19 protein-coding genes, 1 riboswitch and 1 other annotated feature are annotated in these 24,851 nt (G+C 34.2%); of the genes, 4 read left to right on the top strand and 15 right to left on the bottom strand.

The window, feature by feature from the left end:
• Positions 1 to 277: 277 nt before the first annotated feature.
• From dnaB to hutH, 9 genes are all read right to left on the bottom strand, one after another.
• A complete protein-coding gene (gene dnaB, locus HMPREF2658_RS12815) occupies positions 278 to 1,678 on the bottom strand; it encodes a replicative DNA helicase (RefSeq protein ID WP_000375647.1) in 1,401 nt (466 codons plus the stop codon).
• Positions 1,679 to 1,709: 31 nt separating this feature from the next.
• Positions 1,710 to 2,156 (bottom strand): 50S ribosomal protein L9, encoded by a 447-nt coding sequence (gene rplI / locus HMPREF2658_RS12810; protein ID WP_000864305.1) that lies wholly within the window; start codon positions 2,154 to 2,156, stop codon positions 1,710 to 1,712.
• The gene (gdpP, locus tag HMPREF2658_RS12805; protein ID WP_001081645.1) at positions 2,153 to 4,120 is read right to left on the bottom strand and encodes a cyclic-di-AMP phosphodiesterase GdpP; all 1,968 of its coding nucleotides are present in this window, start codon (positions 4,118 to 4,120) and stop codon (positions 2,153 to 2,155) included. The genes rplI and gdpP overlap by 4 nt, the downstream gene beginning before the upstream one ends.
• A 14-nt stretch (positions 4,121 to 4,134) precedes the next feature.
• Complete coding sequence (locus HMPREF2658_RS12800) at positions 4,135 to 5,073, bottom strand: YybS family protein (protein ID WP_001834404.1); 939 nt, start codon at positions 5,071 to 5,073, stop codon at positions 4,135 to 4,137.
• Between the two features lie 290 nt (positions 5,074 to 5,363).
• The gene (locus HMPREF2658_RS12795; RefSeq protein ID WP_000186494.1) at positions 5,364 to 6,332 is read right to left on the bottom strand and encodes a homoserine O-acetyltransferase MetX; all 969 of its coding nucleotides are present in this window, start codon (positions 6,330 to 6,332) and stop codon (positions 5,364 to 5,366) included.
• A 59-nt stretch (positions 6,333 to 6,391) separates the two neighbouring features.
• Positions 6,392 to 6,490, bottom strand: a riboswitch (SAM riboswitch).
• Positions 6,491 to 6,694: 204 nt separating this feature from the next.
• Positions 6,695 to 7,024 (bottom strand): AzlD domain-containing protein, encoded by a 330-nt coding sequence (locus tag HMPREF2658_RS12790; RefSeq protein WP_000628045.1) that lies wholly within the window; start codon positions 7,022 to 7,024, stop codon positions 6,695 to 6,697.
• Complete coding sequence (locus HMPREF2658_RS12785) at positions 7,021 to 7,716, bottom strand: AzlC family ABC transporter permease (RefSeq protein ID WP_000207101.1); 696 nt, start codon at positions 7,714 to 7,716, stop codon at positions 7,021 to 7,023. Before HMPREF2658_RS12785 ends, HMPREF2658_RS12790 begins: the two co-directional genes overlap by 4 nt.
• Before the next feature lie 648 nt (positions 7,717 to 8,364).
• A complete protein-coding gene (serS, locus tag HMPREF2658_RS12780) occupies positions 8,365 to 9,651 on the bottom strand; it encodes a serine--tRNA ligase (protein WP_000884335.1) in 1,287 nt (428 codons plus the stop codon).
• Between the two features lie 89 nt (positions 9,652 to 9,740).
• Positions 9,741 to 9,956 (bottom strand) — a binding site (T-box leader).
• A 72-nt stretch (positions 9,957 to 10,028) separates the two neighbouring features.
• A complete protein-coding gene (hutH, locus tag HMPREF2658_RS12775; protein WP_000177475.1) occupies positions 10,029 to 11,543 on the bottom strand; it encodes a histidine ammonia-lyase in 1,515 nt (504 codons plus the stop codon).
• A 325-nt stretch (positions 11,544 to 11,868) separates the two neighbouring features.
• Between hutH and HMPREF2658_RS12770 the strand changes: the two genes are divergently transcribed.
• Positions 11,869 to 12,681 (top strand): NAD(P)H-hydrate dehydratase, encoded by an 813-nt coding sequence (locus HMPREF2658_RS12770; RefSeq protein ID WP_000449218.1) that lies wholly within the window; start codon positions 11,869 to 11,871, stop codon positions 12,679 to 12,681.
• An 87-nt stretch (positions 12,682 to 12,768) separates the two neighbouring features.
• Here HMPREF2658_RS12770 and gyrA read toward each other — a convergent pair whose 3' ends face one another.
• The 6 genes from gyrA to dnaA form a co-directional block, all read right to left on the bottom strand.
• Entirely contained in the window at positions 12,769 to 15,432 is a 2,664-nt protein-coding gene (gene gyrA / locus HMPREF2658_RS12765) for a DNA gyrase subunit A (RefSeq protein ID WP_000819074.1), read from the bottom strand.
• A 36-nt stretch (positions 15,433 to 15,468) separates the two neighbouring features.
• Positions 15,469 to 17,403 (bottom strand): DNA topoisomerase (ATP-hydrolyzing) subunit B, encoded by a 1,935-nt coding sequence (gene gyrB / locus HMPREF2658_RS12760; protein WP_000255583.1) that lies wholly within the window; start codon positions 17,401 to 17,403, stop codon positions 15,469 to 15,471.
• A 9-nt stretch (positions 17,404 to 17,412) separates the two neighbouring features.
• Positions 17,413 to 18,525: a DNA replication/repair protein RecF gene (gene recF / locus HMPREF2658_RS12755; protein WP_000775116.1), complete on the bottom strand. Its 1,113-nt coding sequence runs from the start codon at positions 18,523 to 18,525 to the stop codon at positions 17,413 to 17,415.
• On the bottom strand, positions 18,522 to 18,767 hold the full coding sequence (yaaA, locus tag HMPREF2658_RS12750) for a S4 domain-containing protein YaaA (protein ID WP_001789359.1): 246 nt from the start codon (positions 18,765 to 18,767) through the stop codon (positions 18,522 to 18,524). Before yaaA ends, recF begins: the two co-directional genes overlap by 4 nt.
• A gap of 381 nt (positions 18,768 to 19,148) precedes the next feature.
• On the bottom strand, positions 19,149 to 20,282 hold the full coding sequence (gene dnaN / locus HMPREF2658_RS12745; protein ID WP_070854451.1) for a DNA polymerase III subunit beta: 1,134 nt from the start codon (positions 20,280 to 20,282) through the stop codon (positions 19,149 to 19,151).
• Positions 20,283 to 20,559: 277 nt separating this feature from the next.
• Complete coding sequence (dnaA, locus tag HMPREF2658_RS12740; protein WP_001290430.1) at positions 20,560 to 21,921, bottom strand: chromosomal replication initiator protein DnaA; 1,362 nt, start codon at positions 21,919 to 21,921, stop codon at positions 20,560 to 20,562.
• A gap of 730 nt (positions 21,922 to 22,651) precedes the next feature.
• Here dnaA and rpmH point away from each other — a divergent pair.
• From rpmH to mnmE, 3 genes are all read left to right on the top strand, one after another.
• Complete coding sequence (gene rpmH / locus HMPREF2658_RS12735) at positions 22,652 to 22,789, top strand: 50S ribosomal protein L34 (RefSeq protein ID WP_000240855.1); 138 nt, start codon at positions 22,652 to 22,654, stop codon at positions 22,787 to 22,789.
• A gap of 120 nt (positions 22,790 to 22,909) precedes the next feature.
• On the top strand, positions 22,910 to 23,263 hold the full coding sequence (gene rnpA / locus HMPREF2658_RS12730; RefSeq protein WP_001789343.1) for a ribonuclease P protein component: 354 nt from the start codon (positions 22,910 to 22,912) through the stop codon (positions 23,261 to 23,263).
• Between the two features lie 143 nt (positions 23,264 to 23,406).
• Positions 23,407 to 24,786 carry a tRNA uridine-5-carboxymethylaminomethyl(34) synthesis GTPase MnmE gene (gene mnmE / locus HMPREF2658_RS12725; protein WP_000362509.1) on the top strand — a complete coding sequence of 460 codons (1,380 nt, stop codon included), beginning with the start codon at positions 23,407 to 23,409 and terminating at the stop codon, positions 24,784 to 24,786.
• Positions 24,787 to 24,851: the final 65 nt, after the last annotated feature.

Raw genomic sequence — 24,851 nt, 5'->3', positions numbered from 1 at the left:
TGAGCACCTCCAAGTTTTTCTCATTTAACCATTTGATATTCTACCAATATCGAGACCATAATGCAAATAAAAATCGAACATTGATTTTCGGCCTTTTTAAAAGAAAAAATCATTTTAACAAATCGTCTTAAACGTCCTAAAAACCCTTTAACAGAGGCGTTGTCAGCACTAATCCATCACTTTCAATACACAAACTTAACATATATCAACCCGTTCAGAACAAAATAAAAACCGTACAATTTTATCACTAAAATGATTATTGTACGGAAAAACTTTTTTACATCATATCAGCATGTGCATAATCGATATCTGTAAATTTATTATATTGTTTCATAAAGTGTAACTTAACTGTGCCTGTTGGACCATTACGTTGCTTAGCAATGATGATTTCAATTTCGCCGTTTTCATCATTCGTTTGCGGCTCGAAACCACCATCATCGTCATCATCTTCATCGCCACCACGGTTATAGTAATCATCACGGTATAAGAATGCAACGATATCGGCATCTTGCTCAATCGAACCAGATTCACGAATATCACTCATCATCGGACGTTTATCTTGTCGTTGTTCAACACCACGAGATAACTGACTCAACGCGATAACTGGACATTCTAATTCACGGGCTAATGCTTTTAATGTACGAGAGATTTCAGAAACTTCCTGTTGTCTGTTATCAGACGCACGTGAACCACTACCTTGAATCAACTGTAAGTAGTCAATCACAATCATGTCTAAGCCATGTTCTTGCTTTAATCGACGACATTTAGAACGTAGATCATTAATTCGAATACCCGGTGTATCATCAATAAAAATCTTCGTACGTGATAATTTACCTACCGCTATAGTAAAACGACTCCAATCTTCCTCAGTCATAGTACCGGTTCTTAAGCGGTTTGAGTCAACATTACCAGAACTACAAATCATACGTGTGGCTAACTGATCAGCACCCATCTCTAGTGAGAAAATACCAACTGTATACATATCTTCATGCGTTGCAACTTTTTGTGCAATATTAAGTGCGAACGCAGTCTTACCTACAGATGGACGCGCTGCAAGGATAATTAAATCATTTCGGTTGAACCCTGCTGTCATTTGGTCTAAATCTCGATATCCTGTAGGAATACCTGGTGTTTGACCACTATTTTGATCAAGCTCTTCAGCTGTTTCATATACTTGTCCTAAGACGTCTCGAATGTCTTTAAAGCCATCGCTTTCACGAGAAGATGATAGCTCTAAAATTCGACGTTCTGCATCACTTAAAATCGCATCTAGTTCAAGTTCATCATTATATCCATCATTGGCAATACTATCTGCAGTTTGAATCAATCTACGTTTTAATGCATGTTTAGAAACGATATCAGTATAATACTGAACATTTCGCGTCGTTGGTACATTTGTAGATAACTCTGCAAGATATTGCGGGCCACCCGCTTCATTCAACGTACCTTCCGTCGATAATTGATCCATCAATGTTACAACATCAATTTCTTTATTATCTTCATTTAAGTGCATCATTGCACGGAAAATATGTTGATGGGCACCCCTATAAAACGACTCAGGAAGCAACACTTCCTGAGTAGTATTAATCAATTCTGGATCTATAATAATTGAACCTAAGACAGACTGTTCAGCTTCATTGTTATGTGGCATTTGATTTTGCTCATACATTCTATCCATGAATGGTTACACCTCTTATTTCAATCCAACTTTATTGTTCAACTGTGTGTACGCGAATTGTACCTTCAACTTCTTTATCTAATTTAACAGGTACATTCGTATATCCTAGGGAATGAATTCCATTTGGTAAATCCATTTTACGTTTATCAATTTTAATATCATGTTGTGCTTTTAGTGCTTCGGCAATTTGTTTTGTACTTACTGATCCAAACAATTTACCACCTTCACCAGTTTTTGCTGAAACTTCAACTTCAATGTTTGATAAAGTTTCTTTTAATGCTTTAGCATCTTCAATTTCTTGTTGGCGTTCTTGTTTTGCACGTTTTTTCTGTAACTCTAATTGTTTAAGATTACCTGGTGTTGCTTCTACAGCATAATTCTTTTTCAATAAGAAGTTATTTGCATAACCTACTGGTACTTCTTTAACTTCACCTTTTTTACCTTTACCTTTAACATCTTGTGTAAAAATTACTTTCATGCATCTTCACTCCTACTTAATTGTTCTGTAATTGCTTGTTGTAATTGTGCTATCGCCTCTTCGACTGTCACACCTTTAAGTTGTGTTGCAGCATTGGTTAAATGTCCACCGCCACCAAGTGCTTCCATTGTTAACTGAACATTTACTGAACCGAGTGAACGCGCAGATATACCAATCAAATTATCTTCACGTCTCGCAACAACATATGATGCTTCAATACCTTCTAAACTTAACAGTTCATCTGCTGCTTGTGCAACTGTTACTGGATGATAAATTTTATCGTCTGAACCATGCGCAATGGCTATGCCATTATCTTCGACTTTTACAGTTCGAATTAATTCAGATCGATTAATGTAAGTATCCACATCATCTTTTAAGAAATGTTGCGTTAAAATCGTATCTGCACCATGTGCACGTAAATAACTCGCTGCATCGAATGTTCTTGATCCTGTTCGTAATGTAAAGTTTCTTGTATCTACAATAATACCTGCATACATCACTGTTGATTCAAGACGTGTTAAACGTTGTTCTGTTGGTTGATATTCCAGTAACTCTGTTACCAATTCAGCTGTCGAACTTGCATATGGTTCCATATATACCAACAATGGATTAGAGATGAAGCTTTCACCACGTCTATGATGATCGATAACAACTTTACGGTTTGCTTTATTTAAGACATTTTCATCTAAAACCAGTTCCGGTTTATGCGTATCAACAATCACTACGGTTGTCTTAGATGTCATCATATCCCAAGCATCATCTGATGTAATAAATCGCTCTCTTAACTCTGGCTTTTTATCTATTTCGTTCATCACGCGTCGTAATGTTGGATCAATGTCAGTCTCATTTAATACGATGTATGCTTCTAAATTATTCATCATTGCAAATCTAGACACACCGATTGCTGCACCAATTGCATCTAAGTCAGGACGTTTATGTCCCATGATAATGACTTTGTCACCCTCTGCAAGGATATCTTTTAACGCATGTGAGATAACACGCGCTCTTACACGAGTACGTTTCTCCATCGGGTCAGTCTTACCGCCATAGAAGCGCACATTACCATTAATACTTTTAATTGCAACTTGGTCACCACCACGTCCTAATGCTAAGTCTAGGCCTGATTGTGATAATTCACCTAAGTCGATTAAATTTTCAGTACCTTCACCAACACCGATACTTAATGTTAATTGGGCACGATAACCAACACTTTTTTCACGTAATTGACTCAAGATATCAAATTTAGATTCTTCTAAGTCAGCTAATATTTTTTGATTTAAATAGGCTACGAATTGATCGGAACTATACCTTTTAAAGAATATATTATACTCAGTTGCCCATCGACTAATAACACGCGTTACCATTGAATTGATTTCCGAACGCTGCGTATCATTCATATTTTGCGTAATCTCATCGTAGTTATCTAAAAATAATGTCGCAATGATTGGTTTAGAATTTTCATATAGTTCATTTGTTTGTACTTGTTCAGTTATATCAAAGAAATAGAGGCAGTGATCATTCTCAGAATAACGTACTTGGAAATGATACTGATTATATTCTATTTCAACGGATTTCACTCTATCTAATTGCTTTAAAATGTTTGGAAATACTTCATTTACAGATTCAGAAATGACGTTTGCTTCCATATGATCTGTCATAAATTGGTTAACCCATTCGATGTGATCATTTTCATCTAAAACAATGATACCAATTGGTAAATGTTTGATTGCTTTATTATTTGTTGTTGAAATTTGAGCACTCAAACCATCTACATAACTATCCATTTTCATTAAAGCTTGTCTGAATAAAACGATGCTAACAATAATCATCACGACAAGAACGATAGATGCAATTAATGCTATAAGACTATTAAAGATAAACCATACACCCATTAAAACAATTGCTGTGATGATCATGATGACAAATGGTATTAGTAAAGCTTTCTTAGTGGACTGCCGATTCATTATTCCACCTCTATTCACTTTTTAGAATTATTTTTCATGATTCGCTTCAAATTCAAACTTAAATCGATAACACCAAGTAGTCCTACAATATGTGTCGTAGGTGTCAGTATTGTACCGATAATCAATAGTAAAATCGTTACTGCATTCGGCAAACCTTTCGCTTTACCAAAGAAATGAATAACACTTAAACCTTGAATATACATTACTAATGATAACACAAGTTGGAAGTTTAAAAGAATGCTCTGGAACACACTCGGTTGACCTGTAAATAATAAACATATGATAACAATAATGTATATCCATAATAAAATACCGCTCATTTGCCACGCGAAAAGTGGCTTAAATACAGGTGTAGCGATTTTAAATTTTCGTAAAATCGGAAATGTAACGATTAAGTTAATTAAGACGATTAAAAATGTAATGATAATGATGAAACCTGGTAATTGAACGGTCGCTTGTCTAAACCCTTCTTCTAATATTTGGGTCATATTCGCATCGGCACCGCTCATCGTAATCGCTTCATGTAATGTTTGCTTGAAAGGTTTTACTATGCTCGCTGATGGTGGAATTCTTCCGAATGTTTGTAGTAACATAAAAGCGATTAATGAAATTAAGCTCATCGCTACTGTTGTTACGTATAATATTCTTTCTTTAGACGTTCTTTCTTTGAGCAATTGACCAATAATTAAACTTGCAATTAAGACTAATATGATGGCACTTAAAACGAAAGTATTACCTAAAACAGTTGTTATAATTACTGTAATAAGTGCACTAATCCCGAAAGATTGTATTGATTTATTCCATAAAACGATACCTGGTATGGTTGCAAATAATGCAAATATTAGTCCTAAACCAGGCACTAGATATAAAGCTAAAGCGACAAATACCAACGTAATCGTTGCAATTATTGTTGCTTTAGGTTGTATTTTTGAAAACACATAAGCCACTCCCATATTTTTAACTATAGCTATTATTTTAACCTCTTTAATGGAATTTAACAATTTATAGATTGTATGCTTCTATTTCATTTAATTGAATAATAACTTTCATGTTTTATAAGTAATTAACATACTCATTTGAATCGCTTTTGTGTGCTTTCATTTTCAACATGATTATTTAATCCCACTACATAGCAATCAAGCTTGATTTTGATTTACAATTCATTTCCACTCTCATGTACTCTAGATGTTTTTGAATATGATAACTGTGATTTAGTGGCTTCATTCTTTGAAAATATACATTATTACTTGCGCTTAAAATGCTTTAAATTTAAGAAATGATATAAGTTAGGTGCCCAGGTACTAAAGTTTAGTAGGAATCCATCATGACCAACGTTATCAGGTACAAAGAAATGACGATGATATTTAAAACGTTCACCTAATGCACGAACTTGATCATCCGGATATAGCAAATCATCTATAAAGCCCATTGTTAAGACTTTCGTTTCTAAATTTTTAAAAACATGCGTTACGTCTGTGCGACCTCGGTCAATGTTGTGACTATCCAATACATCTAGCAGTGTCAGATAACAATTCAAATCGAATCGTTCTTTAAATTTATTACCTTGATGTTGCTGGTATGCGACTACTTCATCCGGTGTGAAACGTTCATCATAACTTTTCGATGATCGATATGTCAAAAAACCTAATTGGCGTGCAATACTTAGACCTTCCTTACCACCAAGATGAATGGCCTGACGCGCAATTTCATTGAAAGCTCTACTATAAGATGATGTTCGGCTTGTTGCAGCAAGAATAATGGCTTTATCTACTTCAAACTGTTGATTGTAAAGTAGTTCCATCGCTTGCATACCTCCAAGACTTCCCCCTATTAAAATATTAATTTTGTCATAACCAAGCGCTTGTATACCTCGTTCATTCGCTCTAACAATATCTCTTAATGTTAATTTTTTAGGAAAATGAGGGTCGTTTAAAGGTGAACTTGAACCGAAAGGACTACCAATAACATCAAATGTTAAAAATTGATAATCGTGAATGGGTATATATCCCCCATCAATAATTTCTCGCCACCAACCCGGATAATCATCTGTTCCATATGTTAAATGATTGCCAGTTAATGCATGACAAACTACAACTAATGGTTGTCCATGATAACCGACATGCTCATATCTCAAACGCAAGTTATCTATGACTTCCCCAGATTCTGTAATAAATTTCCCTAGATTTAAAGTATCTACTGTGTAATTTGTCATTGTTCTTTCCTCCTTAAACAAAAAAACTTCTCACCCTATTGAAAAGTAAGAAGTCTTTATACTTATCATTCGAGTAACTCGTTGGTTTTAGCACCGTGCTATAAAGTCGGTTGCTGAAGTATCACAGGGCCAAGTCCCTCAACTTCTCACAATAAGAAATATGAAATTGTTATGTGTTAGTTGAGATTCAGTGATGAATTACTTTTATCATTTAAAATGTTGTTATCATTGTCATGCGTTAGCCAAATCGCTTTCGTGTATACGATTCCCAATCTTAACATAGACGATTTGTATATCAGAATTTTCTGATTACTAACAGTTTACCTAAGTTTAAATATCTGTTCAATGATTTTCAGTTATTTTTAAAAGAAAAATCGTAATGTTGCCATGATAATAATCCCACTAATAATTGTAATAGTTAAACTACGCGTGATTATAGATAAAATAACCGTCGGAATGAGCGCGATAATGTAAGGGATGTTTAATGTATACCCCTCACCATGAGGCGTCTGTTGAATAATGCTGTCAATGACAAGTGCCGTAAATAGTGTGATTGGGATAAATGATAGCCATCGAACCACAACATCAGGCAATTGCACTTTTGAAATCATGATAAAAGGTATAATTCGAATTAATAGCGTTATGATACCACACAATAAAATAAGTATTAAGATATTCATATGAGTTATCATCGTTCCATCATCACTCCTAACGCTGCTGAAATTGTGGCTGCAATTAATATTGCTAGATATGAAGGCATAAACATACTTAACGATAACATCATTACTATGACGGCAATAATGAGTACTATGTAAATTCTTAATCGCGATTTAGTAATTGATTCAAATTGCGCAATGGCCAAAAAGATAAACATAGCCGTGATAGCAAAGTCTAATCCTAATGCTTGTGGATTTGAGATATATTCGCCAAATAAAGCCCCAGCTACACACGGAATTACCCAAAATAAATATGCTGTAATATTAAGACCATGCATCCAGCGATCATTGATAGCTTCTCCTTTTAAATAAGGTGTAATGGCAACACCAAACGTTTCGTCAGTTACTAATGAACCTAATCCAACACGGTTCCAAAACCCATATGTCTTGAAGTTTGGTGCAAGCGACATACTTAAAAGGAACATTCTTGAATTTACGATAAATACAGTTAGTACAATCGCTGATATCGGTGTACCTGCTATAAACAGCGCGCACATAATAAATTGCGCAGCACCAGCATATATCACAAGGCATAGCAAGATAATTTCTAAAATACTAAAGTTTTGAGACGAAGCCACAATACCAAATGAAATACCGACACCGGCATAACCCAATAATGTTGGGATACACTCTTGCACGCCTTGTCTAAAACTTAAATGCGTTGTCATCTCAATTACCTCCTTTGTCACTTTATATTTTTATAATTACGAAAAAATAATATACCTAGTCTAATACAGTTCTATACCCTAAGCAATAACATTAGACATCAGTTTGTCTGAGGTTAGACATACCGAAGTCTTTAATCAGCTTCATATTAACTTTTTATTTTCGAGAACTTTCAATTTTTTATTTAAGACTACCTCCATATTTTATGCGGATTTGGTGTTTATTTTTAAGTACTAATTTTATAATTTTTTATATCTAATGATGAGTCTGGGATATTGATTCGTGTCTCAAACACTTATACTCATCATCCCCTCCCCCCCTACTCCATCGATATTACTCATACTACAGCAACGAAATCAGTTTTTTATCACTTAATTGACTATAATAGTTTTGCTCAAACTTGTTACGTTTTAGATTGTTTTAGTTCATCATCATTATCTCATATTGTTTCTATAATGAAATGCGTTCATCCCATTGAACAACAAACTTAATTTATTGTTATTATGTGCATTGGCTCACTATTATACTTTTACAGCACAAAAAAAGTGGCGACAGCTTCGTCACCACTTTTTAAAATATTATTTAAAGTATCTTGCCCTTGCTTTAAGTATACGTAGATATATACTTTCTAAAACTTGTAGCTAAAGCCTTTATTTAACTGGTTTTGAAATTTGTGTTTTACCACTCATAAATGGTACTAATGCTTCTGGAATTGTTACTGTTCCATCTTCATTTTGGTAATTTTCAACAATAGCAGCAAATGTACGTCCAACTGCTAAACCACTGCCATTTAATGTATGTGCTAATTCTGGTTTAGCTGCTTTGTCACGCTTGAAGCGGATGTTAGCACGACGCGCTTGGAAATCCGTACAGTTTGAACATGAACTAATTTCTTTATAATCATTGTAGCTTGGTAACCAAACTTCTAAATCATATGTTTTGCTTGCACTAAATCCAATATCACCTGTACATAAAATAACACGACGGTATGGTAAACCTAACTCTTCTAGAATTGCTTCTGCGTTTGTTGTCATTTCTTCTAAAGCATTCCATGAATCTTCAGGTTGTTCAAAACGTACCATTTCCACTTTATCGAATTGATGTAAACGAATTAATCCTCTTGTATCTCTACCTGCTGATCCTGCTTCACTACGGAAACATGCAGATTGACCAGTGAATTTTTCAGGAAGTACACCTGGTTGAATAATTTCATTACGATAGAAATTCGTTAATGGTACTTCAGCAGTTGGAATTGTATATAATCCTTCTTTTTCTACTTTAAATAAATCTTCTTCAAATTTAGGTAATTGACCTGTACCATACATTGTATCTGCGTTCACAAGCTGTGGTACCATCATTTCTGTATAACCATGTTGTGTTGTATGTTTTGTAATCATATAGTTCATTAAAGCACGCTCTAATTGCGCACCTTCATTTGTTAAATATACAAAACGCGCACCTGAAACTTTTGCTGCACGATCAAAATCAGCCATTTTCAATTCTTCTACAATATCCCAATGTGCTTTTGGTTCAAATGAAAACTCACGTGGTGTACCCCACTTTTTAACTTCAACGTTATCTTCATCAGATTCACCTTGAGGTACATCATCACTTATTAAATTTGGAATACGACAAAGGATACCTGTCATTTTATTATCAATTTCATTTAATTGACTATCTTTTTCTTTAATATCGTCACCTAATGTGCGCATTTCAGCAATCACATCATCAGCATTTTCTTTATTACGTTTTTTTAATGCGATTTCTTCGCTTACTTTATTACGACGTGCTTTCATTTCTTCTGTTGCACTAATTAATTTACGTCGTTGCTCATCCAATTCTAAAATTTCATCTACAACTTTTGGATCATCTCCACGTAATTCAATTTTGCTCTTAACTGTGTCAGGCTCATTTCTGAATAATCTAATGTCTAACATTAACCTTCATCCTTTCCCAAATAATTATCATTTATTATGGAATGACGTACGTCTTTATTTCTTAGAAAATAAAAAAAGACCACATCCCTACAAGGGACGTGGTCTACGCGTTGCCACCCTATTTAACAATTTAAGTTATAAAGATACACTAAACCTAAATTGCACTTCACTAAAATAACGGTTATCACCGATTGTTCTTTTAAATAAGTAGGTAGATTCATATATATATTGATTCTTGTTCACACTAACCACAAGCTCTCTGATATCGAACACTATATATTACTTGTCCTACGAACAATGTCTTATTAAGTTATTTTTAATATAGCAAACTATATTTGCTTTTTCAAGTAACGATTTCAAACATCACTCATGTCGATTTAGTGACATGCAGTCGTTTGATAAATTGATTGCTTTAAATACTGTGCAACCGCTTCAATATCTTTATGAAATTGACGGTCATGTGTAATGGATGGCACGATACTTCGAAACTCATCATACTTGCGACGTGTTTTTGGTGATAATCCTTCGACACCTTTCAACTCTGCTGCTTGTAATGCAATAACACATTCGATTGCCAACACACGTCTTGCATTTTCAATAATTTGATAACCATGTCTAGCAGCTGTAGTTCCCATAGATACGTGATCTTCTTGGTTCGCAGATGAAGTGATAGAATCAACACTCGCTGGATGCGCTAAAGTTTTATTTTCAGAAACGAGACTTGCAGCAGCATATTGCATAATCATCGCGCCACTTTGCAATCCTGGCTCTGGACTAAGAAATGCTGGTAAATCACCATTTAATTGAGGATTTACTAGTCGCTCTAGACGACGTTCCGATACGTTTGCTAATTCACTTACACCTAATTTAAGATGATCTAATGCAAAAGCAATAGGTTGTCCATGGAAGTTACCACCTGAAATAACAAACGTTTCATTTGCTTCCTCAAATATAAGTGGATTATCATTAGCCGCATTCATTTCAAATTCCAATTGCTGTTTAACATAATTGAATACTTGAAAACTCGCGCCATGGATTTGTGGTATACAACGCAACGTATATGCATCTTGTACACGTATTTCTGCTTGTCGCGTCGTTAATATTGATCCTTCTAACCAATCACGCATACGCGCTGCCACATTCATCTGTTCTTGAAAATTACGAACAGCGTGCACATCATGTCGATATGCATCTATAATGCCATTAAGAGACTGATGCGTTAATGCAGCAATCCATTCAGATTGGTAACCTAAATCTTCTGCTTCTATATAACTAATGACACCTTGAGCTGTCATAGCTTGCGTACCATTAATCAATGCTAAACCTTCTTTAGCCTGAAGGTTCAAAGGTTGACTATTTAATTGCTTTAATACTTCTGCACTATCCATTTCTACATCTTTATAAAACACTTTCCCTTCACCAATTAATGCTAATGCTAAATGTGATAATGGCGCTAAATCTCCTGATGCACCTAGTGACCCTTGTTGCGGTATTATCGGTATAATACGTTCATTTATAAAAAATTGTAATTGTCTCACTAATTCTAAGGTAGCACCTGAATGCCCTTTTAATAATGTATTTAATCTTAATACCATCATAACGAGTGCTACTTCTTTTGAAAATGGCTCACCTAATCCACAGGCATGTGAGCGTATCAGATTCACTTGTAATTCATTGTATTGTGTTGGGTCTATACGCACATCACTAAATAATCCGAATCCTGTTGTAATGCCATAAACTGTTTCTTCATTTTCAATAATACGTTCAACTACCGCTCTACTTTTTTTGACACGTTCTAACGCATCATCAATAATTTCAATCTTTGATTGTTGTTGTAAAAATGATTTAATATCCTCAATTGTTAGTGTTTCACCATCTAAATATAAAGTCATATATGTTACCCCCTTGTTTATATTAAGTAACCCATCCTTCTTGAAGTATACGTTTTCATTTTTATTGAAACAATGGTTTTATGTACATTTATAACCTATTATCAGAGCACTATTGTAGTGCGTTAAAGGATATTAAGATTGTTGTAAGCATATTTAATAATTTATCTATTGACGAATTGCATATACAGGTATAGTATTTTCTATTGTATTTAACGACAAATAATAATGAATTCAGAAATTTATAATACATTTTGTTAAAAGTTGCTATATATTTTTAAAATTGAATAAATTCGGAAAAGGCTTTTACATGGGAGGTTATATCACTATGGAAACGTTAAATTCTATTAACATTCCTAAGCGTAAAGAAGATTCACATAAAGGTGATTATGGCAAAATTTTATTAATTGGTGGATCTGCTAACTTAGGTGGCGCCATTATGTTAGCGGCTCGTGCATGTGTATTTAGCGGTAGTGGTTTAATCACTGTAGCTACACATCCAACAAATCATTCAGCATTACATTCTCGTTGCCCAGAAGCGATGGTTATTGATATTAATGATACGAAAATGTTGACGAAAATGATTGAAATGACTGACAGTATATTAATTGGTCCAGGTCTTGGTGTTGATTTCAAAGGAAATAATGCCATTACATTCCTACTACAAAATATACAACCGCATCAAAATTTAATCGTAGACGGCGATGCGATTACAATATTTAGTAAACTGAAACCGCAATTACCTACATGTCGCGTGATTTTTACTCCGCATCTCAAAGAATGGGAGCGATTAAGTGGTATTCCTATTGAGGAACAGACATATGAGCGTAATCGTGAAGCAGTTGATCGTTTAGGCGCAACTGTTGTACTTAAAAAACATGGCACTGAAATTTTCTTTAAAGATGAAGACTTTAAATTGACAATCGGTAGCCCAGCAATGGCGACTGGTGGTATGGGCGATACACTTGCTGGTATGATTACAAGTTTTGTTGGTCAATTTGATAACTTAAAAGAAGCGGTTATGAGTGCCACATATACACATAGTTTTATTGGCGAAAATCTTGCAAAAGATATGTATGTGGTGCCACCATCAAGACTTATCAATGAAATACCTTACGCAATGAAACAATTAGAAAGTTAGTCATTACTAATCATTGAATATAGTATAGCATTACTTTCTAGCATAAAAATAAGACTCCCCTACATATAGGGAAGTCTTATTTTTTTATTATTCTTCATCATCATCTGATGATTGTTGTATGTCTTCTTCAACACGGTCCATGAAATCTTGTCTTACTTCAATACGTCCATCTTCGTCAGTTTCTTCTGATTCAATTACTTCCGTATGAATTGCATTTCCTGGTGTTTCATCATTTACAACCGCTTCATGTTGTTGTTCAGTACCATCTTCAGATACAGTAGATTGTTCGTCTTCATTCGTTTCGTCTTCTGCATCCTCTTTTACTTTAGCAACCGTTGAAACAAATTGATCATCGCCTAAGCGAATTAAGCGAACACCTTGTGCTGCACGACCATTTTGAGAAATATCTGCAACATCTAGTCGAATAATGACACCTGCATTAGTAACAATCATTAAATCTTCTTCACCAGTTACTGTAGTGATACATACAACATTACCATTACGCTCAGTAATCGTAGCTGTTTTAATACCTTTACCACCACGATTTGATAAACGATAGTCATTAACTGGCGTACGTTTACCATAACCATTTTCAGTAACTACTAATACTTCATCAATACTGTTTGCATGAGCTACATCAAGCCCTACAACTTCGTCACCTTCACGAAGTGTAATACCTTTCACACCTGTTGCTGTACGACCTAAAGGACGTAACGTTGATTCAGGGAATCGAATTAATGATGCATGCGCTGTACCGATTAAGATATCTTCTTGGCCACTTGTTAAGCGAACTGCAATTAGCTCGTCATCTTCTCTAAACGAAATCGCAATCTTACCATTTCTATTAATTCTTGAGAAATTACTTAATGCTGAACGTTTAACGACACCACGTTTAGTCGCAAACACTAAGAAGTTATCTTCACTTTCAAGGTCTTTAACAGCAATCATTGTACTAATGATTTCATCATTTTCAAGTTCAATAGCATTCACTACAGGAATACCTTTAGACTGCCTTGATAACTCAGGCACTTCATAACCTTTAAGTTTATAAACACGACCTTTGTTAGTAAAGAACAATACATGATCATGTGTACTTAACGTTACTAATTGACTAACGAAGTCTTCCTCTAATGTATTCATACCTTGAACACCACGGCCACCACGGTTTTGAGCGCGATATGTAGATACCGGCAAACGTTTAATGTAGTTATTATGGCTTAGTGTAATTACAATTTGTTCTTCTGGAATGAGGTCTTCATCATCTAAATCTTCAAATCCACCTAATTGAATTTCAGTACGACGATCATCACCAAAACGATCTCTAATTTCAGTCAATTCGTCTCTAACTAATTGTAATAACACTTCTTCGTCAGCTAAAATGGCTTCTAATTCACTAATATAATTTAATAACTCATTATATTCAGCTTCAATTTTGTCTCTCTCTAAACCTGTTAGACGTCTTAAACGCATGTCTAAAATAGCTTGAGCTTGTTTTTCAGAAAGTTTGAAGCGTTGTTGCAAGCTTTCCATTGCAACTTTATCTGTATCTGACTCGCGAATCGTTGAAATAATTTCATCGATATGGTCAAGTGCGATACGTAATCCTTCTAAAATGTGGGCACGATCTTTAGCTTTACGTAAGTTATATTGCGTACGTCTTCTAACAACTGTCTTTTGATGCTCTAAATAATGTACCAACGCTTCTTTTAAATTAATAAGCTTCGGTCTACCATTTACAAGTGCAATCATATTCACACCAAATGATGTTTGAAGAGGTGTTTGTTTGTATAAGTTATTTAAAATGACACTAGCATTTGCATCCTTACGCACATCAATAACGACACGCACACCTGTACGTAAACTTGTTTCATCACGTAAATCAGTGATACCGTCAATTTTCTTGTCGCGTACGAGCTCTGCAATTTTTTCAATCATACGTGCTTTATTCACTTGGAAAGGAATTTCAGTGACAACAATACGTTGACGACCACCGCCACGTTCTTCAATTTCCGCACGAGAGCGCATTTGAATTGAACCACGACCTGTTTCATAAGCACGTCTAATTCCACTTTTACCTAAAATAAGTCCAGCAGTTGGGAAATCAGGACCTTCAATATCCTCCATCAACTCAGCAATTGAAATATCAGGATTCTTACTTAAACTAAGCACTCCATTGATTAATTCAGTTAAGTTATGTGGTGGAATATTGGTTGCCATACCTACAGCAATACCTGACGCACCATTGGCTAATAAGTTAGGGAATCGAGCAGGTAAGACTGACGGCTCTCTTTCATTACCATCATAGTTATCGATAAAATCTATTGTATCTTTATTAATATCACGTAACAGTTCAAGTGTGATTTTAGTCATACGCGCTTCAGTATAACGCATTGCTGCTGCGCCATCTCCATCCATTGAACCGAAGTTACCTTGGCCATCAACAAGCGGATAACGATAACTGAAATCTTGAGCCATACGTACCATTGCTTCATAAATAGATGAGTCACCATGAGGGTGATATTTACCCATTACGTCACCAACGATACGTGCTGATTTTTTATATGATTTATCCGGTGTCATACCTTGTTCATTTAATCCATATAGTATACGACGATGTACTGGTTTTAAACCGTCACGAACATCTGGCAATGCACGCGCAACGATAACACTCATCGCATAATCTAAAAATGATTCACGCATTTCACTGGTAATATTTCGTTCATTTATTCTTGATTGAGGTAATTCAGCCATCAAGAGTTCCTCCTTCAAAAGTTCAGTTCACAGCGCTTAGAAGTCTAAGTTTGCATAAACTGCATTATCTTCTATAAATTGTCTACGGTTTTCTACAACGTCACCCATTAACATTTCAAATGTTTGGTCCGCTTCAATCGCATCTTCAAGTTTTACTTGTAAAAGAGCGCGGTGCTCAGGGTTCATTGTTGTTTCCCATAATTGATCTGCATTCATTTCTCCAAGACCTTTGTATCGTGCAATAGACCATTTTGGTGTTGGATTCAATTCAGATTTAAGTTTATCAAGTTCCCTATCATTGTATACATAATACTTTTGTTTACCTTGTGTCAGTTTATACAACGGTGGCTGTGCAATATACACATAGCCTGCTTCAATTAACGGTCTCATAAATCGATAGAAGAATGTTAATAACAATGTTCTAATATGCGCTCCATCCACATCGGCATCAGTCATAATGACGATTTTGTGATATCTTGCTTTCGCTAGATCAAAGTCGCCACCGATTCCTGTACCGAATGCTGTGATCATTTGACGAATTTCATTGTTATTCAAAATTCTATCTAATCGTGCCTTTTCAACATTTAATATCTTACCTCGTAATGGTAAAATCGCCTGCGTTCTAGAGTCACGACCAGATTTTGTAGACCCCCCGGCAGAGTCCCCTTCGACTAAGAAAATCTCACATTCTTCAGGACTTTTACTAGAGCAATCGGCTAATTTACCTGGAAGACTTGCTACATCTAACGCTGATTTACGACGTGTTACTTCACGCGCTTTTTTCGCAGCAACACGTGCACGTGCCGCCATAATACCTTTTTCAACCACTGTACGTGCGACTTGTGGATTTTCATATAAAAATCGTTCAAAGTGCTCTGAGAATAATTTATCTACAACTTGACGCACTTCAGAATTACCTAATTTTGTCTTCGTTTGACCTTCGAATTGAGGATCACCATGTTTGATAGATATAATTGCAGTCATACCTTCACGTGTATCTTCACCAGAAAGTCTATCTTTGTCTTCTTTCATAATCTTGCTACTTAAACCATAACTATTTAAGACACGCGTTAATGCACGTTTGAATCCGTCTTCATGCGTACCACCTTCGTACGTATGAATGTTATTTGCGTAAGTTAAAAGATTTGTGGCATATCCTGAGTTATATTGAATCGCAATTTCTACTTCAATATCATCTTTAGATTGATGAATATAAATCGGCTCATCATGAATAGGTTCTTTATTTTCGTTCAATAACTCAACATAAGATTTAATACCGCCCTCATAGTGATAGGAGTCTTCTCTAACGTTTTCTTCATCACGTTCATCTCTTAATGTGATTTGAATTCCTTTGTTTAAGAAAGCAAGCTCTCTAATACGTTGCTGTAATGTTTCATAGTTGTATACAGTTGTCTCTGTGAAGATTTCTCCATCTGCTTTAAAACGAATGACAGTACCTGTCTTATCAGTTGTGCCAACTTCTTTTAAGTCAAATTGAGGTACACCTTTTTTATATGCTTGATGATATATAGTCTCATTTCTGTGTACATATACTTCTAAGTCTTGTGACAATGCGTTTACAACTGATGAACCAACACCATGTAAACCACCAGATACTTTGTATCCGCCACCGCCAAATTTACCACCAGCATGTAAAACAGTTAAAATAACTTCGACAGCTGGACGTCCCATTTTTTCTTGAATATCAACTGGGATACCACGTCCGTTATCCGTTACTTTTATCCAGTTATCTTTTTCAATAACAACTTCAATTTGATTTGCATAACCAGCTAATGCTTCATCGATACTATTATCGACAATTTCCCACACTAAATGGTGCAAACCTCTCTCTGAAGTCGATCCTATATACATACCAGGTCTTTTACGTACTGCTTCTAAACCTTCTAATACTTGTATTTGCCCAGCACCATAATTATCCGTGTTGTTTACATCTGACAATGCAGTCACCATCGCTTTCTGTTACTTTATAATTTCACCTTGATTAATACGATACAATTTAGCGTTATTCATGATTTCATGATCAATACCATCTACAGATGTCGTAGTGACAAATGTTTGTACTTTATGCTGAATCGTACTTAATAAATGCGTTTGACGCGAATCATCTAATTCACTGAGTACATCGTCTAATAATAAGATGGGATATTCCCCAACTTCGATATTCATTAACTCAATTTCAGCTAATTTAATGGACAAAGCTGTTGTACGTTGCTGTCCTTGAGAACCATATGTTTGAGCATCCATGCCATTCACATCAAAACTTATATCATCTCGATGTGGTCCGAATAAGCTAATGCCTCGTTCTTTTTCTCTTTGCATATTATCGCTAAGAATAGACATAATTTCTTCAAGTCGTGTCGCTTCATTTTGAGCATAATCAAATTTAAGACTAGGTAAATAATTCAGCGACAACGCTTCTTTATCATTTGTGATACCAGCATGAATCGGTTTCGCTAACGACTCTAGCTCTTGAATAAAATGTGCACGTTTATCAGTTACTTTCATTGCATATTCAGCAAACTGCTGATTTAATACTTCCAACATTGTTAAGTCCTTTTTTTGGCCTAATTGTAACTGCTTTAAGTAATTATTCTTTTGCTTTAAAATACGTTGGTATTGAGCTAAATCATTTAAGTAAACAGCAGAAATTTGGCCCAACTCCATATCTATAAAGCGTCGTCTTATTTGAGGAGAGCCTTTTACAATATTCAAATCTTCTGGCGCAAATAGAACCACATTGAGGTGTCCAATATATTGAGTTAGACGACTTTGCTCTAAGTGATTCACTTTGACTTGTTTACCTTTTTTAGTTATAAACATTGTTAATGGCATCGTGCCGTGTCTATAACTAAGCTCACCTTCTATTTTAGCATAATCAGCATTAAAACGTATGAGTTCCTTATCATTACTCGTTCTATGACTTTTTGCTAAAGCTAAGGTATAAATTGATTCAAGTAAATTTGTCTTTCCTTGTGCATTTTCTCCAATGAGGATATTCACGTCAGGATGACATTTCAACGTAACCTCATCATAGTTACGATAATTTTCTAATTGGAGTGTATTTAACTTCATTGTTCACCTTGATGAATGATTAAGAAAGAACCAGCATCTTCAGGTAATTCTGGGATATCTATACGATCTTGATGTTCTAACTTTTTACCGCGACGTGTTTCACGCACTCCATTAATTAATACTTCAACGTCTTGCAAGAACCATTTTGCTTGACCACCAGATTCAATAATCCCTTCTGTTTTTAGAAATTGACCTAAATTAATGTCTCCTTCTACTACAACTTCTTGAACCAAAATAATCACTCCATTTCTTTGTATGTCATTAATATATTATACCTTTTTTTGTCACAAATTTCATTTAAAATAGAGGTAGAAACCGTTTACATATAAATAATTAATTCTTATTTTTTGGCAATACTGTCATTTTCAATTTTTTAACGCAATTTAACGGCGTTTAACTTTTATATTCAACTTGTTATTGACTATTAAAATTTTAAATTTAAAGGGCATATAAGCACACTTATTAAATTTTGGTTACATTTGTCATAAATTTAATTGGCGTCTTTTATTTGCTGTTTAAAATGCTGTCAAATTTATTTTACATACGCATCTAGAATTATTTTTGCCAAAAAAATAAAGGATGACGTTTTAATTAATCACGTCATCCTTTATTTATATTTATTTTTAGTAAGTTCTGATTGGTAAAATTAATTGCGTTACCGAGTCGTCACCTTTTGGTTTTAGAATAAATGGTTTCATTGTACCGAAGAATTCAACTTCAACCTCATCATTATCGATTGCTTTTAAAGCATCCATCATATATTTAGAGTTGAATGAAATTTTCAGGCTACCACCTTCAACATCGTTTGTATCAACTTCTTCTTTTACAGTACCAATTTCTGGTGATGTAGAAGACAATTCAACAACGTCATCACCTGTACTTAATTTAATAACGTTATTACCACCTTCACGTGCTAATAAAGATGCACGATCAATTGCATGATAAAACTCCCCATTGTCTATACTTAATTTAATTTCATAGTTTTCAGGGAATAAACGTGTTGTATCAGGATAATGTCCTTCTAATAATCGAGAAATAAAGTTCACATTTCCAACTTTAAATAAAACTTGGTTTGAAGCAAAGAAGATATCAATGTCTTCTTCATTGTCAGACATAATTTTATTTAATTCAGCTAAAGCCTTACCTGGAATGATGACATTTTTGTTTTCAGAAACATCTTCTAACTGCAACTTTCTTACAGCCAGGCGGTGTGAGTCAGTCGCTGTGCATATTAATTCATTTTCTTGTATAAGCCAGTTCACACCAGTTAGTACTGGGCGTGTTTCTGAGGTGGACACTGCAAAATTCGTTTGTGCAATCACGTTTTTAAGTACTTTTACCGACAATTGAATTGCGTCATCTCTAGAAACTTGAGGTAATAAAGGATATTGATCTGGATCTAAGCCACTTAAATTAAATTCAGAATGACCTGATGTAATTAATGTCTGGAATTGTTCATTTGTAGATAATTTAACATCTTTACCAGGTAATTTTTTTATAATATCAACAAAGAATCGTCCGGGAAGTACTACTGAGCCTGTTTCTGAAATATTGACAATATCTTCGCCATCTACAGTTTTAGGAATAGTGATTTCTATTGAAATTTCAGAGTCTGAACCAGTTAATATAACTTCATGTTCTTTCGCATCGATTTTGATACCAGTTAATATAGGTAATGTTGTTCTTGGTGAAATAGCTTTTAATGTGTCATTTAATTGTGTAATAAAATAATCTCTTTTAATAGTGAATTCCATCATTAATTAAAACTCCTTCCAGTCGTTTATATATAATTATATAGGTTTTAAGTTCTTAGTAATAGTAGTAGGTGCTGTGGATTGGTGGATAAGTCTTAAAAACAAAGATTTGGCGAAGTTATACACATGTTGATAACTTGTGTATGGTGTGTATGACTTTTAAACATTATCCACAAAATGAGTTTTGCTCATCTTGCCACATTAGTATATAGAAATGTAAAAAATGACAGTTATTATTAGTGCTGTTATATAACAGATTACATTTCCCAAAGTTTACTACTTATACATTTCTTATTTCTTTTTCAAGATTCTCTACTTCTTGTTTAAAAATAGGATCTTCTTTTAAATCTTTAGATATTTTTTCATGAGCATGAATGACGGTCGTATGATCACGCCCACCAAATTCTTCACCAATTTTAGGTAATGAGAAATCTGTAAGCTCTCTAGACAAGTACATAGCTATTTGACGTGGATATGCAATTGACTTTGTACGTTTTTTTGCACTGAAATCTTCAATTCTAACATTATAGTACTGGCCTACAATTTTTTGAATATCTTGGATGGTAATTTTTTTAGATTTTGGTGCTTGAATGATATCTTTTAAAGCTTCAGCAGTTAATTCAGTTGTAATTGGTTTTCCTAATAATTGTGAATATGCAAGTAAACGTGTTAATGCACCTTCTAATTCACGAATATTAGATTGAATTTGATTTGCTATATAATTTAAAGCTTCTGGTGGAATATCTAATTTTTCTTCTTCAATTTTCTTCTGCAAAATTGCCATTCGAGTTTCATAATCTGGTGGCGTAATATCAACAATTAGCCCCCATTCAAAGCGCGAACGTAATCGATCTTCTAATTGTGCAATTTCCTTTGGCGGTCGATCACTCGAAATAACTATTTGCTTGTTATTCTGATGCAATTCATTAAAAGTATAGAAAAATTCTTCTTGTGTTTGTACTTTATTTTGTATGAACTGAATATCATCGATTAATAAGACATCGATATTACGATATCTTTCTCTGAAAGCTTCACCTTCGTTATCACGAATTGATTTAATAAATTCATTTGTGAATTTTTCACTTGATGTGTAAATCACTTTGGCATCTGGATTATTATCTAAAACATGATGACCAATGGCATGCATTAAATGGGTTTTTCCTAAACCAACACCTCCATAGATAAATAATGGATTGTACGCTTTGGCTGGTGCTTCGGCCACAGCTAAACTCGCTGCATGTGGAAAGCGGTTACCAGGTCCGATTACAAAAGTGTCAAATGTGTTATGGGCATTGAATTGCTCTCTACCAAGCACATGATTATCCTCAGTTGTTTCAGTAGAAGGTTTTGTTGCTTCTTTTGGAGTAGCAGTTTCATTATTACTATAATTTGCTAATTCTTCAGTAGTAATAAAGTGAGGTTTTACTTCATAGCCTACAACATCAAATAAGATTGCTTGGATAATTTCAGCATATTGTTGATTTAACCAATTTGCATTAAAAGGAATACTCGATAATACGATAGCTTCACCATCTTTGATCGTGTAAAGCTCAGTATCTTTTAGGAAAGTTGAGTAACTTACAGCTGATAATTTTTCTTGAGCAATTTCAAGCACTTTTTCCCAAATTTCTTTTTCCGACATAAATTTACTCCATCTTTCTTAAATTTTTAAGTTATACACAAAAATAACAGCCGTGGATAACTTCTAAACACACCATGTTAATAATTATCCACAAGTTAATAACAATCAGTGGATAACTTTATCCTGCTTATTAGTTATGCACAGTATTTTTATGTAAATATCAATAAATAAATCCTTATAAAATCATGAGTTGGACGACTTATCCACACAATTATACTTTTTCAGTTCTCTATATGTCAAATACCTGTGTATATGTTGCTAAAAATAGTATAACTCTGTGTGTAATTTCTAATTATCCACAATTCTGAAAACTATAAATGTGCATAAGTGGATAACTTTTCCTTCTATAGAATATCTTTTAGTGTGTGTATCAAAACAGCTTGGGAAATAATTTATAAAGTATGTATAAGAACTGTATAAGGTATTCAAACATTGTAAACACTCATGCTTCGGACCAAACTCATGGTGATGTTATGAAATTTGATTGCTCGCATCGTGTATTTCTATCTTTAATCGATAAAAGTAAAAAAATTGAGCAGTAGTATAAAATGAACTTGCGTTATAAAAAGGATTTTGTTATATTGTAGTAGTTGCTTGAATTATGACTAGATAATCAATGAGCTAATACGAGAATTTTAATCTAAGAAACGCAAAATCTTATCTATTAAAGTGATCAGAGTCTGCATAATCTGGTATATTAGATAACTGTATAAAGATGGAGGTGTTTTGCATGGTAAAACGTACTTATCAACCAAATAAACGTAAACATAGTAAAGTTCATGGTTTCAGAAAACGCATGAGCACAAAAAATGGCCGTAAAGTTTTAGCGCGCCGTCGTCGTAAAGGCCGTAAAGTTTTATCTGCATAAGATCACTGACTCATCAGTGATCTTTTTTTTCGTTTAAATTAAGAATAAATAGAAATTTATGTTATAAGCTCAATAGAAGTTTAAATATAGCTTCAAATAAAAACGATAAATAAGCGAGTGATGTTATTGGAAAAAGCTTACCGAATTAAAAAGAATGCAGATTTTCAGAGAATATATAAAAAAGGTCATTCTGTAGCCAACAGACAATTTGTTGTATACACTTGTAATAATAAAGAAATAGACCATTTTCGCTTAGGTATTAGTGTTTCTAAAAAACTAGGTAATGCAGTGTTAAGAAACAAGATTAAAAGAGCAATACGTGAAAATTTCAAAGTACATAAGTCGCATATATTGGCCAAAGATATTATTGTAATAGCAAGACAGCCAGCTAAAGATATGACGACTTTACAAATACAGAATAGTCTTGAGCACGTACTTAAAATTGCCAAAGTTTTTAATAAAAAGATTAAGTAAGGATAGGGTAGGGGAAGGGAAGTAAAACATTAACCACTCAACACCTCCCGAAGTCTTACCTCAGACAAACGTAAGACTTACCTTAGGGTTATAATAACTTACTTTAAAATGTATTCACGTCGTTGAAGGAGGCGAGTAGCAATATGGATTTAGATACAATTACGAGTATTTCAACACCAATGGGTGAAGGGGCAATTGGAATTGTTCGATTGTCTGGACCGCAAGCCGTTGAAATTGCTGACAAATTATATAAAGGAAAACATCTTTTAAATGATGTTCCATCACATACGATTAATTACGGTCATATTATTGATCCAGAGTCTAAAGAAGTGGTTGAAGAAGTTATGGTGTCTGTGTTAAGAGCGCCAAAAACATTTACACGCGAAGATATTATAGAAATCAATTGTCATGGTGGTATTTTAACGATTAATAGAGTGCTGGAACTTACTATGACCTATGGTGCTAGAATGGCTGAGCCAGGTGAATTTACAAAACGTGCTTTTTTAAATGGTCGTATTGATTTATCTCAAGCTGAAGCAGTTATGGATTTTATTCGCTCGAAAACAGATAGAGCTTCTAAAGTTGCGATGAATCAAATTGAAGGTCGTCTAAGTGACTTAATCAAAAAACAACGTCAATCTATATTAGAGATACTCGCTCAAGTGGAAGTGAATATTGATTATCCTGAATACGATGATGTTGAAGATGCGACTACTGAATTTCTTTTAGAGCAGTCTAAAGAAATCAAACAGGAAATTAATCGTTTATTAGATACCGGTGCGCAGGGTAAAATTATGCGTGAAGGTTTATCTACAGTTATTGTTGGTAAACCAAACGTAGGTAAATCATCGATGTTAAATAATTTAATACAAGATAATAAAGCGATTGTAACTGAGGTAGCAGGTACGACTAGAGATGTCTTGGAAGAGTACGTCAATGTTCGTGGTGTGCCATTAAGATTAGTTGATACTGCTGGTATACGTGAGACAGAAGATATAGTAGAGAAGATTGGTGTTGAACGCTCTAGAAAGGCTCTTAGCCAAGCAGACTTAATTTTATTTGTATTAAACAATAACGAAGCATTGACTCAAGAAGATTACACATTATATGAAGTGGTTAAAAATGAAGATGTAATCGTAATTGTTAATAAAATGGATTTAGAGCAAAATATAGATATTAATGAAGTTAAAGATATGATAGGCGATACGCCATTAATTCAAACTTCAATGTTAAAACAAGAAGGTATTGATGAATTAGAAATACAAATTCGAGATTTGTTCTTTGGTGGAGAAGTACAAAATCAAGATATGACTTATGTTTCTAATTCAAGACATATTTCATTATTAAAACAAGCAAGACAAACGATACAAGATGCGATTGATGCAGCAGAATCTGGTGTGCCTATGGATATGGTACAAATTGATTTAACTAGAACTTGGGAAATATTAGGAGAAATTATTGGTGAGACTGCAAGTGATGAACTCATCGATCAGTTATTCAGTCAATTCTGCTTAGGTAAATAGTAATTGAATTAGACGGAATACAGTCTAAAGAAGGCTAGTAAGATATCAAATAAGGAGGCTTATAT

This window comes from Staphylococcus sp. HMSC062H10 (genome assembly GCF_001836945.1).
Classification (GTDB): domain Bacteria; phylum Bacillota; class Bacilli; order Staphylococcales; family Staphylococcaceae; genus Staphylococcus; species Staphylococcus aureus.
Note: the sequence above shows the minus strand (reverse complement) of the source record. Positions and strands in the feature narration are given on the sequence as shown.

What these genes read in the sequence shown, in the direction of transcription:
- dnaB (WP_000375647.1), bottom strand. Translation starts at nt 1,678, where the DNA reads ATGGATAGAATGTATGAGCAAAATCAAATGCCACATAACAATGAAGCT.
- rplI (WP_000864305.1), bottom strand. Translation starts at nt 2,156, where the DNA reads ATGAAAGTAATTTTTACACAAGATGTTAAAGGTAAAGGTAAAAAAGGT.
- gdpP (WP_001081645.1), bottom strand. Translation starts at nt 4,120, where the DNA reads ATGAATCGGCAGTCCACTAAGAAAGCTTTACTAATACCATTTGTCATC.
- HMPREF2658_RS12800 (WP_001834404.1), bottom strand. Translation starts at nt 5,073, where the DNA reads ATGGGAGTGGCTTATGTGTTTTCAAAAATACAACCTAAAGCAACAATA.
- HMPREF2658_RS12795 (WP_000186494.1), bottom strand. Translation starts at nt 6,332, where the DNA reads ATGACAAATTACACAGTAGATACTTTAAATCTAGGGAAATTTATTACA.
- HMPREF2658_RS12790 (WP_000628045.1), bottom strand. Translation starts at nt 7,024, where the DNA reads ATGATAACTCATATGAATATCTTAATACTTATTTTATTGTGTGGTATC.
- HMPREF2658_RS12785 (WP_000207101.1), bottom strand. Translation starts at nt 7,716, where the DNA reads ATGACAACGCATTTAAGTTTTAGACAAGGCGTGCAAGAGTGTATCCCA.
- serS (WP_000884335.1), bottom strand. Translation starts at nt 9,651, where the DNA reads ATGTTAGACATTAGATTATTCAGAAATGAGCCTGACACAGTTAAGAGC.
- hutH (WP_000177475.1), bottom strand. Translation starts at nt 11,543, where the DNA reads ATGACTTTATATTTAGATGGTGAAACACTAACAATTGAGGATATTAAA.
- HMPREF2658_RS12770 (WP_000449218.1), top strand. Translation starts at nt 11,869, where the DNA reads ATGGAAACGTTAAATTCTATTAACATTCCTAAGCGTAAAGAAGATTCA.
- gyrA (WP_000819074.1), bottom strand. Translation starts at nt 15,432, where the DNA reads ATGGCTGAATTACCTCAATCAAGAATAAATGAACGAAATATTACCAGT.
- gyrB (WP_000255583.1), bottom strand. Translation starts at nt 17,403, where the DNA reads ATGGTGACTGCATTGTCAGATGTAAACAACACGGATAATTATGGTGCT.
- recF (WP_000775116.1), bottom strand. Translation starts at nt 18,525, where the DNA reads ATGAAGTTAAATACACTCCAATTAGAAAATTATCGTAACTATGATGAG.
- dnaN (WP_070854451.1), bottom strand. Translation starts at nt 20,282, where the DNA reads ATGATGGAATTCACTATTAAAAGAGATTATTTTATTACACAATTAAAT.
- dnaA (WP_001290430.1), bottom strand. Translation starts at nt 21,921, where the DNA reads ATGTCGGAAAAAGAAATTTGGGAAAAAGTGCTTGAAATTGCTCAAGAA.
- rpmH (WP_000240855.1), top strand. Translation starts at nt 22,652, where the DNA reads ATGGTAAAACGTACTTATCAACCAAATAAACGTAAACATAGTAAAGTT.
- rnpA (WP_001789343.1), top strand. Translation starts at nt 22,910, where the DNA reads ATGTTATTGGAAAAAGCTTACCGAATTAAAAAGAATGCAGATTTTCAG.
- mnmE (WP_000362509.1), top strand. Translation starts at nt 23,407, where the DNA reads ATGGATTTAGATACAATTACGAGTATTTCAACACCAATGGGTGAAGGG.